This is a genomic window from Polaromonas sp. UBA4122 (assembly GCA_002381615.1).
GTDB lineage: Bacteria > Pseudomonadota > Gammaproteobacteria > Burkholderiales > Burkholderiaceae_C > Polaromonas.
In genome coordinates this window covers 1-14,935 of record DFWY01000059.1, presented here as the reverse complement: position 1 = coordinate 14,935, position 14,935 = coordinate 1, and the positions used below count along the sequence as shown (strand labels likewise).

Genomic DNA, 14,935 nt, shown 5'->3' with positions numbered 1-14,935 from the left:
TGCTGACAACAGATTTATCAACGCGCTTGAGCGATTTTGATCGCTTCCACCGTGCGCGCCACGATCATGTCCACGCCCAGTTCACCCAAAGCGGCGCTGGATTTGCGCGGATCTCCGACCGTGCCGGTCCTGGCCCCGTCTCGTGCGGCCTCTTCAAAACGTTCGGGGTGCACCAGGCTGGTGTCAAGCGCCATCATCAAGGAGGTGTCGGCGGTGCCAGCGTGCGTTCCGATCTGAGCATCGCTCAGCCCCTTGGACCGCAAGACATCGTTATAGGGCTTCTGCGCAACACGGTAATACGCCTCGATGAAGTGAACTCTGGCTGGGGTGGCGGACCATTCATGATTCAGGCGGGCAGCAATGCTCTTGAGTTGCGGCTGATAGCCACCATGGTCTCCGATCAGGACGATATCCCGAAAGCCATGTTGTTTGAGGCTGCGCGCGGCACCCTCGACGATGCCGCCAAAGGCCTCAGCAGATACCGAGAGGGTTCCGGCGTAGCGCATGTGCCCTTGAGGCGGCGTGATGGCGCCTTCCGGAACATAGTTGACAACAGGTGCCACCAGCGCATTGCCCAGACGGCTGGCTATTCTGCCAGCCAGCGCCTTGACGCGGACATTGTGCTTGCCCAGCGCCATATGCGGGCCACTTTGTTCCGTTCCACCGATCGGAATGATGACGGTGGAAGTGCCCGCTTTGAGCGCCTGTTGAACTTCTGTCGAGGTCAACTCTTCCAGCATGACCCTGGCCGGTTCCGCCGCAAAGGCTTGAAGCCCAATCAGGGCGCCCAACAAGACCATCCAAACAGCACGCATGACAACTTCCCTGTTTTACAAGCACAACATCATTTGCCAGAGCGCAAGACCCAGCGCCTGGACGTGGGGCGGCCCGCAGCCTGCTGCAAATTATCACAGGCTTTTGCAATCCTCCCGAAAAAGCGCTACCCGCAGCCTTGTTGCCACAATGGCCCCATGGGAACACTTTATTTGGTACGCCACGGCCAGGCTTCGTTTGGTGCGGATGACTACGACAGGCTGAGCGCGCTGGGGCACCAGCAGAGCGTGCGGCTGGGGGAATACTTCAAGTACAAGGGCGTGACGTTTGATGCCGCCATGACCGGCACCCTGACGCGCCAGATCCAGACCCTGGCCGGAATATGCGAGGGCATGGGCGTGGAGTCTGAAAGCGAACGCAGTGAAGCACACGCAGTGGCGAGCGTGGGGGCACGTTTACTCTGGCCCGGGCTCAATGAATACAACAGCGAAGCCGTGATAGGCGCCATTCATCCGCACCAGCTCGAAAAACCAGATACGCCCGAGCTGTACAGGCAGCACTTCCGCCTGCTGAAGGCGGGCCTGGCGCAATGGATGGCTGGCGAGATCAGCCCCAGGGGCATGCCCAGCTATACCGAGTTTGTAGCCGGTGTAAGCAGCGCGCTGGACCACATCCGCAGCCACTACGACGGCCATGTGCTGCTGGTTTCCAGCGGCGGGCCGATCGCGACCGCCGTGGGCCATGTGCTGGGCACCAGCACCGACGCGACGATTGAATTGAACATGCACATACGCAACAGCTCGCTTACCGAATTCGCCTTCACACCCAAGCACCATAGGCTGGTGAGCTACAACACGCTGCCGCACCTGGATGCCCCCGAACACGCGAGCTGGATCACCTACGCCTGAGCCCGCCTGAGCCACTGAGCCGCGGACTCCCGTGGTTTCCCTGTATTGCAGAATCCGCTGCAAGCAAAGATACTTTGCAGCACCATGACTGCCGCCCACAACTCAAGCCCCCGCGCTGGCGGCATTCGTCTGCGCGCCCCCACCGCCGATGCGCTGGCAACGGCCAGCCGCAGCTTCCTGACCCAACTGGAGCAGCTCGGCCTGCAGCACGACGCTGAAACCGCTGAAGGACTCCCCTCGCCGGGCAGCAAGGGCTGCGAAAAGAGCTTTCACCTGCGTGCCGACCTGGCGCAAAAATGGGCGCCCGGTCTGGACACGACCGGTTTGACGGAGCAACTGCAGCTGGACACCGAGCACCGCGCTGGCGACCTGGAGCGGGAGATTTTGCTGGCCATGCTGCTGAGCCCGGTGGGATTTGAGTTTCCCAGCCATGCCGAACTGGCCTCCAGCGTGCGCATACGCTGCAACATGGTGGTGGCCGCGCGCAAGACGGCGCTGGCATTTCACACCACCAAGGCCGATAGGCCCGAAGACTGCTGGACCTACGCCGAAGGCCGGGGTTTTACCGTGCGGACTGGCCAGGCGCTGATCCCCGCCTTGCAAAAAGCCACCCAGCCCGAGCCTTCGGGCAAGCTGTATTCGTTTTCCTGCTACCGCGCCACCGAGTACGTGGTCCTGCTGGCCATTGCGCAGGAGCTGGAGCACTGCAACCCGGCACTGCTGGACGGCCTGCAGCAGCAGTGGGAGCGCCGCGCCATCATGTCAGGCCAGTTCAATGAAGTGTTTCTGCGCGAATACGGCTCGATGGAGACGCCACTGCCGCCCAGGTACTACGTGCCGGGCGACCGTCTGTGGTTTCGCAACCCTGATGCGCATTCGTCCGACGTCACCGGCTACGAAGGCTCCTGGGTGTTTTATCTCGGGGGCGGGCTGTTCACCAATTTCTGGAAACGGCAGCAGCCCTACACACTGAGTTCCAAATGCCTGGAGCTATTTCACTGGCGCCACGCGACTTACACCGATGAAGCCGGCGAACTGCAGATCAACGAAAGCATCGTGGAAGAACACGTCAAGGCCTCAATGGCCGATCCGGCCCGGCCAGCGCAGATTCTGGAATTGATGCTGCGCGTGCGGGAACCCCAAGGGATGCATCAGTCGGGAGGCTGCATAGACACCTCACGTGAATATCCCCGCAGGGTCTGCCCGGGTACCGCCGACATGGTGCTGCCGCCCGCCTGACGCCGATTCGGGCTGGCCCGGCGTGGCTAAAATGCTATCAACTTAATAGCTACTTGCACCCGCTCCATATGGGCCAGAGGGCTATTTCATCATAAATATCAGGCAATTAAGCCACGCCGGCCCGCCAACTCGCGCTTACTTTGCCGCCGCGCCACTGACGCGCCAAATCACATTGCCCACGTCGTCGGCCACCAGCAACGCGCCGCGCTTGTCGATGGCCACGCCCACTGGCCGGCCATAAGCATTGCCTTCGGCGCTCAGGAAACCTGTCAGCACATCAACCGGAAGGCCGACCGGTCGACCCCCGGCAAAGGGCACAAACACGACTTTGTAACCACTGCGCGGCACGCGGTTCCAGGATCCATGCTCACCCACGAACGCCCCATTGGCGAATGATTGAGGCAAGGCCTTTCCTTCGGAAAAAACCATGCCCAAGGGCGCGACGTGGGAGCCTAGCGCATAGTCGGGCGAAACGGCTTGGGCTACCAGATCGGGCCGGGGCGGCTTGACGCGATCGTCCAGGTGCTGGCCATAGTAGCTGTAAGGCCAGCCGTAAAAAGCACCCTCGCGAACGGAAGTCAGGTAGTCTGGAACCAGGTCGCTGCCAATCTCGTCGCGTTCGTTCACCACCGTCCACAGCGCCCCGCTTTCCGGCGCCCAACCCATGCCGTTGGGATTGCGCAGGCCGGACGCCAACACGCGGTGGCTGCCGGTTTTGGGATCGACTTCCCAGATGGCAGCACGGCCTACTTCGGCCTCGGCGCCTCGTTCGCCCGCGTTGCTGTTGGAGCCCACCGTCACATAAAGCTTGCTGCCGTCCGGACTGGCGATGATGTTTTTGGTCCAGTGGTGGTTGATGGGACCGGCGGGCAAGTCCAGCACCTTCACGGGCTTTGCCGTGATGCGGGTTTGCCCTGTCTCGTAGGGAAAGCGGAGAACAGCATCGGTATTGGCCACGTAAAAATCGTTGCCCACCAGGGCCATGCCAAAGGGCGAATTCAGGTCTTGCAAAAACACCGTCCGGGTTTCCGCCGTGCCGTCACCATCGGCGTCGCGCAGCAACGTGATGCGGTTGGCGCTTGGCACGCCGGCACCGGCTCGGCGCATCACCTTTTTCATGACCCAGCCCTTGATGCCCTTGGCGTCGTCAGGCTTGGGCGGCGCATTGCTTTCGGCCACCAGCACGTCGCCATTGGGCAGCACATAAACCCAGCGCGGATGGTCCAGCCCAGACGCCAGGGCGGTGACGGTCAGGCCCGCCATGGGCGTAGGCATCACGCCTTCGGGCCAGCCCTTGGCGGGCGCGATGTTCACCGTGGGAATCAGGCTGGTTTTGGGTTGCGGCAGGGTCGGGTTAGGCCCCATGCCCGCCTCGGGTGGCAGCAAGGCCGTGTCGCCGCACGCAGCCACGCTGCCAAACAGCAGCAAGCACAGCGCGCAAGCGCGCCACCGTTTGAAAAGACCAGCCAGTGACTGCATGAAAAGCCCCCCATAAGCCGTTGTGTGCCAAGCCTGCACCCAAACACCACCTCCCCGACACTGTGCGCGCCCGGCCAGGCCATGGCTGTAAGCCAAGCCCGCAGGGACTTGTCAGCGCTTGGCCGCGCCGGGCACTTGAGGGACGCTTCGTTTCAGATCGCCACCTAAAACGCCGTCTTGTTGCTCAAGGTGTCGGCTGGCAACTGGTCCACCTCAGTCAGCAGTTGCGCCAGACTGCGTCCAGCCGCCCCCAGCAGCGCACGGCCTTTTTCCGCCGTGGCCGCAGCGGCATTGCCGACCGCGCCCTGCGGGTTGTAATCCTGCATTTGCCAGCCCAGCTTGGCGCTGCGACCATCCCCCAGAATGCGGAAGGTTTGCGCCCTGTGCTGCGAGGTGGAATGAAAATCCTGCGCCCGGGCCATGTCGACCTGCTCCGGCTTGAGGGCCAGCATCATCGAAGTTTCAATCTCGCCGGCATGAATGCCGAAGCGGTGCTCTTGCGCACTGAACTGCTCGGCCACTGAATCGCCCTGTTCATCAATGAGCGGCAGGTTGAACCAGTTCACGCTGTACACCAGCATGTCGAGCCGCGCCCGCAGGTCGCGCGCCACCACATCCAGCAGGCCGACTTGGCCGCCGTGCGAATTGAACAACACGAGTTTTTTGATGCCGCTGCGCGCCACCGACTCGGCCAGCTCGGTCCAGAGCCGGATCACCGTGTCAGCCTTGAGCGTGAGCGTGCCCGCAAAGCGGGCGTGTTCGGGACTCAAGCCCACCGATTGCGTGGGCAGAAACAGCACCGGCAGGGTGGGCGGCAGGTGCGGCAAGGCCGCCGCAATCACGCCGTCCACCAGCGTGGCGTCCACATTGAGAGGCAGGTGCGGGCCGTGCTGCTCGATCGCTGCCACCGGCAGCACGGCGATACAGCAGGTGAGGTCCAGCCGCGCAAAGTCGGGGCTTTTGAGGTCGGCCCAGAAGCGGGGCAATGCGGCGGGCGTGGACGTTACAGGGTTCATGGGCGTATTTTGAGGGCAATTTGGGTTGTTGGGGCGGGTTTGATTGGGATGTGGTTTGCCTTGCTGGCAGGCCGGGTCTCGCCCCTGCCTGCTCGCAAAGGGCGCAGCGGTAAACGCCCCGCAACCTCAAGCAGCAGCCGCAGCCTTTTGAATCTCGTCCCGATGCACCTGCTGCTGAACATGCCGCCCCTGCCGCTCCGCCCGCAGCGCCGCAGAGGCTGTCGGCAAAGCCGGCCGCTCGGAGCGAAGCAGCTCAGCCAGACACTGCGGCCGGCCCCGCGCCCCACTGGCCCGGTAATCCGCCATCAGCGCCGCCCGCACCGCATCGCCCGCCAGACCCCGAACGGCAGTCAGGTGCTGGTGCAGCAAATCCACGAGTTTTTCCAGCGCAAATTCATGCGTCTTGCCTGTGGTGCGCCATAGCCAGTCGCTGAAACCCAGAAAGTGATTGAAAGCGGAGCCAGGCGCTAACAACAGCTTGAGCCCCAGCGCAAACCGCCCCGAGTTGGCAACCATCTCCCAGTAGCGCGCAAAGCGCTTGATGCGCTGCATCGTCGCAAAGTCAATCGTCGAGGTCTGCAAAATCGTGTATGGCGTCTGCGGGTCGTAGAGCATCCTAAACTCAGCCGTGTGCCGGGTAATCGGCGTGCCGCGCAGGCGTTTTAGGATGCCAAACTGGATTTCGTGCGGCGCCAGCTCGTAGAGGCGGTCAAAGCCCTGGGCAAAGCTGTCCAGCGTTTCACCGGGCAAGCCAAAAATCAGGTCGGCGTGCACATGGGCCTGGCTCTCATTGACCAGCCAGCGCAGGTTGTCGGCAGTCTTAAGGTTGTCCTGTTTACGCGAAATACGCCGCTGCACTTCCGGGTTGAAGCTCTGGATGCCGACTTCGAACTGCAGCGAGCCGGACGGAAACTGCGCAATCAGCGCCTTGAGCCGGTCCGGCAGGCTGTCGGGCACCACTTCGAAATGCACGAACAGATCGGTCGTCATCCTGTCCAGAAAAAACTGCAGGATGCGCGCCGAATGCGCCACCTTCAAATTGAAGGTGCGATCGACAAACTTGAAGTTGCGCGCGCCGCGCAGGTAGAGCGCATCCACCTCGGCCATAAAGCGATCCAGATCAAAAGCCCAGGCGGTCTTGTCGAGCGAACTCAGGCAGAACTCGCACTTGAACGGGCAACCGCGCGAGGCCTCGACATACAACAGGCGTTTGGCGAGGTCTTCGCTGGTGTACTCGCTGTAGGGCAAGGCCAGCACTGCCAACGCAGGCTGCTCGCCGGCGATCACCTTCATCAGCGGCTTCGGGCCGTCCAGCAGGGCGCGGCAGAGCTTGGGAAAGCTCACGTCGCCCCAGCCGGTGATCACATGGTCAGCCAGGCGGCAAATCTCCTGGCTCTCGGCCTCGTAGCTGACCTCAGGCCCGCCGAGCACCACCTTGATGTCAGGCCTCAGGGTTTTCAGCAGCCGCACGACCTGGGTGGTTTCCACCACGTTCCAGATATAGATGCCGAGGCCGATCACCGCGGGCTGCAACGCCAGCAGCTCTTCCACAATCTGTGTGGGGCGCTGCTGAATGACGAATTCCCGCAACTGCGTCTGCGCCCTCAAGCCAGCGCCACCATGCACCTCCATATTGGCCAGCAGGTAACGCAAGCCCAGCGACGCATGGATGTATTTGGCGTTGAGCGTGGCCAAAATGATGGCGGGTGAATCGACGACTTGAGAGGAAACCATGCCGGTATTAAACCTGCCTTGCGCCCATGCTTACTGCACCGGGCACACCAGCATCGTCACACGATGCGGGAAGGTTTTCACTATAAATTTGATAGCTGATTACGCCCGTATTCATTGGGCTATAGCCCTATTTTGCTTAAATATAGCTTAGCAGCCGTATAAATAATAGCAATTTAGTTCACCCCAGAACAGCCGCCGACCCTGTCGGCAGCCTGTTCCGCGATCAATCAGGGCTTTGTCTTGCTCTGCAGGCCGAGCCCGCCTTTGGCGCGCGCATCGGCAATTTCAGCCCTCACCTGCGTGGCATCACTTGAGCCAGGCTCCAGCACGGTGAGCACTGTTTCCCAATAGCTCACAGCCTTGGCATAGTCGGCGCGCCGGTACGCGGCAGAACCCGCCATCATCAGGGCCGTGGGGTGTTTGGGGTTCAGTGCAAGCGCCTTGTTAATCAGCACCAGCGGACGACCTTCAATATTGTTGTCCGCACGCGTGGCCAACAGGTCGGCATACTGGGTCAGCAAATCGGGGTCACTGTCCACCAGTTTGCCTGCCTTGACATAGGCTTGTTCTGCCTCGGCCAGACGGCCCTGCACCTTGTAGGCCCGCGCCAGCCGCGCCCAGCCCGTCAGGTCATCCGGATTGGCCTTGAGACGCTCAGCCAGGCGGTCGACCATCTCATTGATTTTTTCCGGTGTCATGGGGCCCGCTGCGGCTGCATCGACCGGCGGCAGCTTGCCCGCGTCCGCACCAGTCATGTTGGCTGCCGGCAAGGACGTGGATTTGGCAGAGGCGGGCATTCCCGCCTTGGCGCGCGCATTCGCAATGTCGGCTTCCACTTGCTGGGCATCCGGTGAATCGGGCTCCAGCAGCGGCAGCAATTTCTCCCACTGCGCCACTGCGCCCGCAAAGTCGGAGCGGCTATAGGAGGCCACGCCGGACATCATCAGTCCCATGGGGTGCTGTGGGTCCAGGGCCAGGGCCTTGTTGACCAACTCTATCGGCTTGCCTTCCATGTTGTTGTTGGCGCGCACGGCCAGCAGGTCGGCGTAGTCCACCATCAAGTCCGGATCGGTATTGAGCAAGTCACCTGCTTTTAGAAAGGCCTGTTCGGCCTCGTCGAAACGCCCCATCACTTTGTAGGAACGCGCCAGCATGGCCCAGCCCTTGGGATTGTCGGGGTTGGCCTTCAAGCGTGCAACCAGGGTATCGACCATTTTCGCGACCTGGTCGTCATTGGCTTTTTGCGTTGCCACTGGATCGATGGCCTCAGGTGTGCCCAGCCACCAGTACATGCCCGCTGCACCGAGCGGCAACAGCAGCGCAATCACCGCCGCGGTAATCCGGCCGGTCCAGACGCTGGCGGTTCGGGTCCGCGGCGCTGATGCAGGCTCTTCGGTGTCATCCAGCAGCCGCAGCTGCAGTTCGTCCCGCGTGGTTTCATAGTCCGCAGGACTGATGACACCGCGTGCCAGGTCTCGCCCCAGCGCCTCCAGTTGGTCACGGTAGATAGAAGCGTTCAGGCGCTGGCTCGACACACCGGCCTGCGAAGCGGGGCGCAGCAGCGGGCGCACGAGCCAAGCCACCACCAGCAGCGTCAGCAGCGCTGCAATTGCAACAAAAACGGTCATGAGGGGAGTTCCGGATCTTTTAAAAGAGATTGTGCTTTTTTGCGCTGGGCGGCATCGAGCATGGGCGCGGCATCGCCTTGTTGTCTTCGGCGCACCAGACGCAACAAGATGGACAATGCGCCTATCAGCAGCACAAAGGGCCCGAACCAGAGCATGTAGGTCAGGGGTTTGACAGCCGGGCGGTAGCGTACAAAGTCGCCGTAGCGGCTGACCATGTAGTCCATGATTTCCTTGTCGGTCTTGTTGGCCTTGATGAGGGTGCGCAGTTCACGGCGCAAATCCTGCGCCAGGTCGGCGCGCGATGCTGCCAATGTCTCGTTCTGGCAGACCAGGCAGCGCAGTTCCTCGGAAATCGAGAGCATGCGTTGCTCCACCACAGGGTCTTCTGCCAGGGGCGGAGCCTCACCCGCGAAGGCCGAAAGCGAGCACTGCAGCGCCAAGAAAATAACTAAAAGAAACTTCATTTTTGCAACTCCCGTACCAGCGGCAGTATCTTGTCGCGCAATGCGTCTTCGGTGATGGGGCCAATTTGCTTGTAGCGAATCACACCTGCCTTGTCGATCAGAAAGCTTTCTGGCACACCATAGACACCAAAGTCGATGCCAATGCGCCCGTCCTTGTCCGTCACAGCGAAGTCATAGGGGTTGCCAAGGCGAGCCAGCCATTTCAAGCCATCCGAGTCCTGATCTTTGTAGTCCAGGCCGACGATGGGAAAGGTTTTAGTTTTGGCAAATTCAACCAAAATGGGGTGTTCCTGCCGACAGGCTACGCACCAGGAGGCCCAGGTATTGAGCAACCAGACTTTGCCCAGCATATCCTTGCTGGAAAATTTCTGATCGGCCGCCTGCAGAATGGGTGCAGAGAACAAAGGCGCAGCCTTGCCGATCAGTGGCGAGGGAACTTCGTGCGGATCACGTGTCAGGCCAATGGCCAGAAACACCACCAAGACAATAAAAAGACCCAGGGGTATCAGTGCCTTCTTCATGCCGGAAGGCCCTTGACATTAACCACGCCCATGCTGGCGGCGGTGACTTTCTTGCGATAACGGCGGTCCAGCGCTGCCATGCCTCCGCCCAGAGCCATCAACAGGCAACCGACCCATATCCAGCTGACAAATGGTTTGTAGTACACCCGCATTGCCCAGGCAGGACTTGCGCTGTCTTCGAGTCGCTCACCCAGGGAAACATACACGTCACGGACAATGGTGCTGTCAATGGCGGCTTCGGTCATGGGCATGGTCGATGAGAAATAAGTCCTCTTCTCGGGGTGCATGGTTTTAAGGACTTGACCATTGCGGATCAACTCAACATCACCCACATCGGCCTTGTAGTTCGGGCCGGGCTCGGTATGAATGCCGGTCAGGCGAAAGGTGTAGCCACCGACTGCCACGATGTCGCCAACGCCCATGCGCACGTCCTTTTCGGTCTCATAACCCTTGACCATGGTAACGCCCACCACAAACACGGCAATGCCGATGTGCGCGACGTGCATGCCCCAGAACGATATCGGCGTGGATTTCCAGTTGACGGTGTCCTTGACCTGACGGTAGATCTGCACCATGGAGCCCAACACAATCCAGAACACCAGCGTCAAACCCAGCGCCACCAGAGCTGACCATTCGCCAGCCAGCAGCGGTGCAGTACAGCCCAACAGCACCGAAATAATGGCCACAGGACGCAATTTTTTTATCAGTCCGGCAACGCTGTCGTTTTTCCAGCGCGAGTAGGAACCCACCACCATGAAAAACAACACGGGCACCATGATGGGTACAAAAACGGTATTGAAATAAGGTGGCCCGACTGACAGTTTACCCAGATTGAGGGCGTCGACAATCAGCGGATACAAAGTGCCCAACAGCACGGCGGCGGTGGCGGTGGCAAGCAACACGTTGTTGAGCAGCAGAAACGTTTCGCGCGACACCAGCGCAAATGTGCCGCCGGAACGAACCTTGCTGGCGCGCATGGCGAACAATGCCAGTGAGCCACCCACGACCACGGCCAGGAACATCAATATGAACACGCCGCGCTTGGGATCAGTTGCAAATGCATGCACTGAAGTCAGTACGCCGGAGCGCACCAGGAAAGTACCCAGCAGGCTCATCGAAAACCCGATGATCGCCAGCATGATGGTCCAGTTTCTGAACAGTCCACGCTTTTCCGTAACGGCGAGTGAATGGATCAATGCCGTGCCTATCAGCCAAGGCAGGAAGGAGGCGTTTTCCACCGGGTCCCAGAACCACCAGCCGCCCCAGCCAAGCACGTAGTACGCCCACTTGGAACCCATTGCAATGCCGATGGTCAGGCAAATCCATGCTGCGGTGGCCCAGGGTCGCGACCAGCGCGCCCAGGCGGCATCCAGCCGGCCATTGAGCAAGGCGGCGATAGAAAAAGCAAATGGCACGGACATGCCGACGTAGCCCATGTACAACATCGGTGGGTGGAACACCAGGCCCGGGTCTTGCAACATCGGATTCAAGTCCTGCCCATTGGCAGGAATGTCACTCAGGCGAGCAAACGGATTCGACGTGATCAACATGAACAGCAGGAAGCCGACCGCCACCAGGCCCAGAACGCCCAGCACCCGCGACACCATCACATCAGGCAACTGACGGGAAAAAATGGACACCGCCATCATCCACGAACACAGCATCAGCAACCACAGCAGCAGCGAGCCTTCATGCCCGCCCCAGACGGCGGCAATGCGGTAGATATCCGGCAACTTGGAATTGGAGTGTTGCGTGACATATAGGACCGAGAAGTCATTGGTATAAAAGGCGTAGGTGAGGCAGGCAAAAGAGAACGCCGTCAACAACCAAAGCACTTGTGCGCCAGGCCGCGCCAGCGCCATCCAGCCAGCGCGCCCCTGCTGCCCGCCCACAACGCTCAAGGTGCCCAAGGCCAGCGCCACAAACAGGGCGAGAATCAGCGAAAAATGACCAAGTTCAGGAATCATGGTGTATCTCAGTTAGTTGGGGACAGAGCTTGTTCGCTGCGCGTAACGACGGACTGTCCCGCAAAGTCTTACTTCAGTGTTTTGATGGTTTTCTGGATCTGGGCCTGGTCCATCGCATGCTGGGCCTCGGGTGGCATGTAGTTTTCATCGTGCTTGGCCAGCACCTCGGTCGCGGTAAATTTGCCATCGGCATCCAGCTTGCCTTGCGCTACGACGCCCTTGCCCTCGCGAAACAGGTCCGGCAGGATGCCGGTATAGGACACATTCATGTCCTTGGCGGTATCGGTCACCACGAAGCTGACCGTCAGGTTGTCACGCTTGACCGTTCCCGTCTTGACCATGCCACCGATGCGAAAGGTCCGGTTTTTGGGTGCTTCACCCGCAGCCACCTGACTCGGGGAGAAGAAAAAGACCAGATTGCTCTGGAAGGCGTTGAGTACCAGGTAGGACGCAAGACCCACAGCTGCGAGACCGCCAACAATGATGGCAGCACGTTTATGACGAGGTTTCATGAAGAGCTTCTTTCTGACAACAGTTCGTTCCGAAGATCGCGCAGAAGTTCCCTGCGCTGGCTGCGAATCAACAGCATCTCAATCACCACCGCTGCCGCCGTAACCCCGAAGCTGCCCCAGACATAGAAGGCGTAGCCCCCCATGGCAAAGAATTCGGAAACGCTATTCCAATGCATGTTTGACCCACTCCGTATGACGCTCACGTTCGAGAATGATGTTGCGCACCCGCGCCAGGGCCACTGCGATGGCGTACATCCAGAAAGCCACGACCATGATCAACATGCCCCACAGCATGGTCTTGGCCATGGACGGGGCAGCGGTCATGGATACCGAGGCACCCTGGTGCAGGGTGTTCCACCACTTGACCGAGAAATAAATGATGGGCACATTCACCACGCCCACCAGCGCCAGCACGGCACAAGCCTTGTCGGCGCGGCGCGGGTCGTCGATGCTCGATTGCAGGGCCAAAAAGCCCAGATACAAAAACAACAGGATCAGCTCTGACGTCAGCCGCGCATCCCACACCCACCAGGCCCCCCACATCGGCTTGCCCCATAGGGCGCCCGTCACCAGCGACAGGAAGGCAAACAGAGCGCCGGTAGGCGCCAGCGCCGAGGCCATCATGCCGGACATCCGCGTGTTGAAGGCCAGACCAAAACCGGCCCAGGCAGCCATGATCAGGTAAATGAACATGGACATCTGTGACGCCGGCACATGCACAAAAATGATGCGGTAGCCGTCGCCCTGCTGGGCATCGGTGGGGGCCACAAAGAATGAAATCCACAAGCCCACCACTGTCAACACGGCCGCCAAAGCGGCAAACCAGGGCCACAGACGGCCGGCCAGAAAATAGAAGTTTTGCGGCGAAGCAAACTTGAACCAGTGAATCACGCGTGTTTTCATTCCAGGGAAATCCTCAAGGCTGTCGTGGTGGCCAAAGGCGCAAAAAATGCCGACAGCACCAGTAGCGCCGCCAGCAGTGACAGGTGGCCGCCAGCACCCAGACCGGCCGCATCGGCTTCCACAGCGCCGGCACCAAATATCAGTACTGGAATATACAGTGGCAAGATTAAAAGTGACAGCAATACCCCTGCCCCGCGCACGCCCAAGGTCAGTGCCGCACCAATGCTGCCAATCAGGCTCAAGGTGGGTGTTCCCAGCAACAAGGAGAGCATCAAAATGCCCAAGGCCCGACCATCCAGGCCGAACTGCAAACCCAGCACCGGCGCCATCAGGACCAGCGGCAGTCCCGAGAGCAGAAAGTGAGACAGCGCCTTGGCCACCACCAACAGGCCGAGCGGCGCGGGGGATAGCGCCATCTGCTCCAGAGAACCATCGGCGTAATCGACGGCAAACAGGCGTTGCAAGGAGAGCATGGCCGCAAGCAGCGCGCTTACCCACAGCACGCCAGGCGCCATGCGCAGCAGCAAGGCCGATTCCGGCCCGACACCCAGCGGGAACAGACTGGTGACGATGACGAAGAAAAACAGAGGCGTTAACACCTCACCTTTTTGTTTCATGCTCAGCGACACTTCGCGCCGAACCACAGCCATGAAGACGGACGCCCAACCCGCAGCCTTCATGCGTTGAGCTCCAGCACCTGAGGGGGCACATTGCCGATGTCGACCTGCTGGTGGCTGGTCAGCACGGCCAGCCCCCCCTTGTCGAGATGGGCGGCCACTAAATCAGCAAGCAGTTGAATGGCGGCCTGGTCCAGCGCCACGAAAGGTTCATCCAGCACCCAAAGCCGGGCGCGATTTAGCATGAGGCGAGACAGCGCCACGCGCCGCTTCTGGCCTTGCGACAGATGGCGCACCAGCCGGCTTTGGCAAGCGCGCAAGCCCAGGCGCGCCAAGGCGCTGGCGGTGTCCGCTTCGCTGGGAATGGTACCGGCAAGGGCCGCGTAAAACGCCAGATTTTCATTGACGGTGAGCGCTTCTTGCAGGGCGTTGTGGTGGCCCAGATAGAACAAGTCGCGCCTATAGACCTCGCCGAGTTTGTTGATCGGCACCCCATCCCAGAGAATTTGCCCCGCCTCGGCCGGCGACAAGCCGCACAGTATGCGTAGCAAGCTGGTTTTGCCGGAGCCGTTGGCCCCACGCAGGTAAAGCAGTTTGCCGCTTTCAAGCCGAAATCCCACGCCATCGAACAACTGGCGTTCGCCGCGTACGCATTTCAGATTCGAGACTTCGAGCATGTAATGAAAGATTCAGTGAGAAAGAAAGCCGAAGTACCTAGGGATTACCCTAGTTTAACCTCCGGCGGCCGATTATTGACGGGTCATACTGGATGCCCGGTCATTGGAAACAGCTCGTAAGTGACGCGGAGGTAATTTTAACTGCAACTGTTCAGCGCCTGACTGAGACTGACAGAGCTATGACTTGGATCAAAACGAGGGCGCCGACGCCTATCACCTTGTCCGCACGCAGATCCGCCCATTTACTTCCGGCTGGGTCTGGCCGCAGGATATTGCTTCTGCCTGGCGATGATCTTGTCGGCTTCCGTGTCGCTGATGCCCACAAACGTCTTCAGTTCTGCTTTGCTGGCACTGTTGGCATAGATAAACATAAGCCGGAAGCGTTGCCGCCTCCGGCTTTATTACTGTGACCAAACATCGGTCATGCGACTTCCACTACTTCTTTTTGGTGTAGATCGCCGCATTCTTGGCAGCATCCTTGTTGGGCTGCTTGGCG

The 14,935-nt window shown here is 60.2% G+C and carries 16 protein-coding genes; 2 read left to right on the top strand and 14 right to left on the bottom strand.

Annotation, left to right across the window (positions count from 1 at the left end):
* Positions 1-17 precede the first annotated feature (17 nt).
* On the bottom strand, positions 18-815 hold the full coding sequence (locus B3F77_RS07615) for a creatininase family protein (RefSeq protein ID WP_293604379.1): 798 nt from the start codon (positions 813-815) through the stop codon (positions 18-20).
* 156 nt (positions 816-971) lie between these two features.
* On the opposite strand from B3F77_RS07615, the gene B3F77_RS07610 reads away from it, so the two are divergent.
* Positions 972-1,682, top strand: coding sequence for a histidine phosphatase family protein (locus B3F77_RS07610; protein WP_293604378.1), 711 nt, complete (start codon positions 972-974; stop codon positions 1,680-1,682).
* Positions 1,683-1,766: 84 nt separating this feature from the next.
* Complete coding sequence (locus tag B3F77_RS07605) at positions 1,767-2,921, top strand: hypothetical protein (RefSeq protein WP_293604377.1); 1,155 nt, start codon at positions 1,767-1,769, stop codon at positions 2,919-2,921.
* Between the two features lie 135 nt (positions 2,922-3,056).
* On the opposite strand, the gene B3F77_RS07600 is transcribed toward B3F77_RS07605, so the two are convergent.
* From B3F77_RS07600 to B3F77_RS07540, 13 genes are all read right to left on the bottom strand, one after another.
* Positions 3,057-4,400, bottom strand: a complete 1,344-nt coding sequence (locus B3F77_RS07600) for a PQQ-dependent sugar dehydrogenase (protein ID WP_293604376.1) — start codon at positions 4,398-4,400, stop codon at positions 3,057-3,059.
* A gap of 164 nt (positions 4,401-4,564) precedes the next feature.
* Entirely contained in the window at positions 4,565-5,416 is an 852-nt protein-coding gene (locus B3F77_RS07595; protein ID WP_293604375.1) for a creatininase family protein, read from the bottom strand.
* 126 nt (positions 5,417-5,542) lie between these two features.
* A complete protein-coding gene (locus B3F77_RS07590; protein WP_293604374.1) occupies positions 5,543-7,150 on the bottom strand; it encodes a B12-binding domain-containing radical SAM protein in 1,608 nt (535 codons plus the stop codon).
* Between the two features lie 227 nt (positions 7,151-7,377).
* Positions 7,378-8,778: a c-type cytochrome biogenesis protein CcmI gene (gene ccmI / locus B3F77_RS07585; protein ID WP_293604373.1), complete on the bottom strand. Its 1,401-nt coding sequence runs from the start codon at positions 8,776-8,778 to the stop codon at positions 7,378-7,380.
* Entirely contained in the window at positions 8,775-9,242 is a 468-nt protein-coding gene (locus B3F77_RS07580; RefSeq protein WP_293604372.1) for a cytochrome c-type biogenesis protein, read from the bottom strand. The genes ccmI and B3F77_RS07580 overlap by 4 nt, the downstream gene beginning before the upstream one ends.
* Entirely contained in the window at positions 9,239-9,763 is a 525-nt protein-coding gene (locus B3F77_RS07575; protein WP_293604371.1) for a DsbE family thiol:disulfide interchange protein, read from the bottom strand. The genes B3F77_RS07580 and B3F77_RS07575 overlap by 4 nt, the downstream gene beginning before the upstream one ends.
* Entirely contained in the window at positions 9,760-11,730 is a 1,971-nt protein-coding gene (locus B3F77_RS07570; protein WP_293604370.1) for a heme lyase CcmF/NrfE family subunit, read from the bottom strand. Before B3F77_RS07570 ends, B3F77_RS07575 begins: the two co-directional genes overlap by 4 nt.
* Positions 11,731-11,798: 68 nt before the next feature.
* Positions 11,799-12,242, bottom strand: a complete 444-nt coding sequence (gene ccmE, locus B3F77_RS07565) for a cytochrome c maturation protein CcmE (RefSeq protein ID WP_293604369.1) — start codon at positions 12,240-12,242, stop codon at positions 11,799-11,801.
* Positions 12,239-12,418: a heme exporter protein CcmD gene (gene ccmD / locus B3F77_RS07560; RefSeq protein WP_293604368.1), complete on the bottom strand. Its 180-nt coding sequence runs from the start codon at positions 12,416-12,418 to the stop codon at positions 12,239-12,241. The genes ccmE and ccmD overlap by 4 nt, the downstream gene beginning before the upstream one ends.
* Positions 12,405-13,145 (bottom strand): heme ABC transporter permease CcmC, encoded by a 741-nt coding sequence (ccmC, locus tag B3F77_RS07555; protein ID WP_293604367.1) that lies wholly within the window; start codon positions 13,143-13,145, stop codon positions 12,405-12,407. The genes ccmD and ccmC overlap by 14 nt, the downstream gene beginning before the upstream one ends.
* Positions 13,142-13,825, bottom strand: a complete 684-nt coding sequence (ccmB, locus tag B3F77_RS07550; RefSeq protein WP_293604366.1) for a heme exporter protein CcmB — start codon at positions 13,823-13,825, stop codon at positions 13,142-13,144. The genes ccmC and ccmB overlap by 4 nt, the downstream gene beginning before the upstream one ends.
* Positions 13,822-14,439, bottom strand: a complete 618-nt coding sequence (gene ccmA / locus B3F77_RS07545; protein WP_293604365.1) for a cytochrome c biogenesis heme-transporting ATPase CcmA — start codon at positions 14,437-14,439, stop codon at positions 13,822-13,824. The genes ccmB and ccmA overlap by 4 nt, the downstream gene beginning before the upstream one ends.
* A gap of 242 nt (positions 14,440-14,681) precedes the next feature.
* The gene (locus B3F77_RS07540; RefSeq protein ID WP_293604364.1) at positions 14,682-14,810 is read right to left on the bottom strand and encodes a hypothetical protein; all 129 of its coding nucleotides are present in this window, start codon (positions 14,808-14,810) and stop codon (positions 14,682-14,684) included.
* Positions 14,811-14,935: the final 125 nt, after the last annotated feature.